Here is a 1,504-nt window from a genome sequence, read left to right on the forward strand (position 1 = left end):
TATAGAGGTTGGAGCGGTTGAAGCTGAGCGTGCCGTTGTCGACCACATCGCCGAGGATTGACCCGGTCGTGCCGCCGGTGCCCAGCATCAGGATGCCGCTCGCAATGGTCGTGCCGCCGGCATAGCTATTGTCCGCGCCGAGGATCAGCGCGCCGGCGCCGGTCTTGGTGAGCGCGCCCGCGCCGTCGACCCCGCCTTCCCACTGCACGGTGCTGTCGACCTGGAACGTTCCGCCGCCCGCCTGAAGCGTAGCGTCGCGTCCGGTTACGATGCTGGCCGCGCCCTGCTGGTAGAGCGTGCCGCCATCGAAGGTGACGTCGCCGGCCACATCGCCGAGATTGGCATCGGCGGTAATCTGGACCGTGCCGCCATCGATGACGGTGCCGCCTTGGTAGCTGTTGGCGCCGCTGAGCACCAGCGTGCCGCCACCTTCCTTGGTCAAAGTTCCGGCGCCGCTCACCGTGTTGGTGAGCGCCAAGCTGGTCGCGCCGTCGGTGTCGAAGGTGCCGCCGCCGGCATTGAGCGTCACGGCGCGGGCAGAAGTGATATCGGCCGTCGTGTGCAGCGTGCCGCCATCGAGCGAAAGACCGCCGGAGGCGTTGCCGAGATTGTTGTCCGACGCGATCTGGACCGTGCCGCCATTGATCGCCGTGCCGCCGGCATAAGTGTTGGTGCCTGACAGCACCAGCGTGCCGAGATCGGTCTTCACCAACTGGGTGGCGCCCGTCAGGTTGGAGGCGATCGTCGCGACATAGGCCGCGCTCGCCGCCGTGCCATCGCCGACGCGGATGATCGATTGCGGGCCGACCAGGCCGATGTCCGCGCCCTGGACCAGGTAGCCGTCCGCCGCGAACTGCATGCCGGCGGCCTGCACCGGGCCGTTCGTGCCGTCCACCGTCACCGTGCCGGCGGCCCCCTGGAAAATCGCGAAGCTGGCATTGGCGAAGGGAGCAGCGAACGTTCCGGTGATGTCCGTCCAGTTCTGGTCGCCTGCGGCGCGCCAGGTACCGTTGCCGCCATTCACCGCGCCATTGGAGTGGGGGCCGGCGTTGCCGTCCCAGTAGCTGAGCGTCAGCCCCGCCGAATTGACCAGGTTGACCTGGTTGGCCACCGAGGTCTGCACGAAATAGTTGGGATCCGTGACGTCGAGACCGTTATCGGCAAGGGAGCCGTTGTAGCTGATGATGCGATACACGCCCGGACCCAGGTTTCCTCCCGGGCTCTGGGTCACGTTCAGCGTGCCGTCCAGCGTCAGGTTGCCACCGACGTTGATGAGATCGTTCAGCGGGCCGCCAGGCACATTTGCCTGGCCGAAATTGACGTTGAGGTCGGAGTTGCCCAACGCGAGGTTGCCGTTGATGGTCAGCGTGCCTGGAGCATTGCCGGCGCCGCCGGGGGCGAGCGTGCCGCCGTCGGCGACGGTGACGCTGCCGCCGATCGTGCCGGTGCCGCCGAGGGTCGCGCCGCTCGCGACCGATGTCGGGCCGGTAGCACCCGACTGGTT

Annotated in this window: 1 protein-coding gene; it reads right to left on the reverse strand. The window is 67.7% G+C overall.

What is annotated here, in order from left to right:
• A partial coding sequence (locus FJW07_RS31555; protein ID WP_181182791.1) for an autotransporter-associated beta strand repeat-containing protein occupies positions 1–1,504 on the reverse strand: 1,504 nt, incomplete at both ends.

The sequence above is a fragment of the Mesorhizobium sp. B3-1-9 genome, assembly GCF_006439595.1.
Lineage (GTDB): Bacteria > Pseudomonadota > Alphaproteobacteria > Rhizobiales > Rhizobiaceae > Mesorhizobium.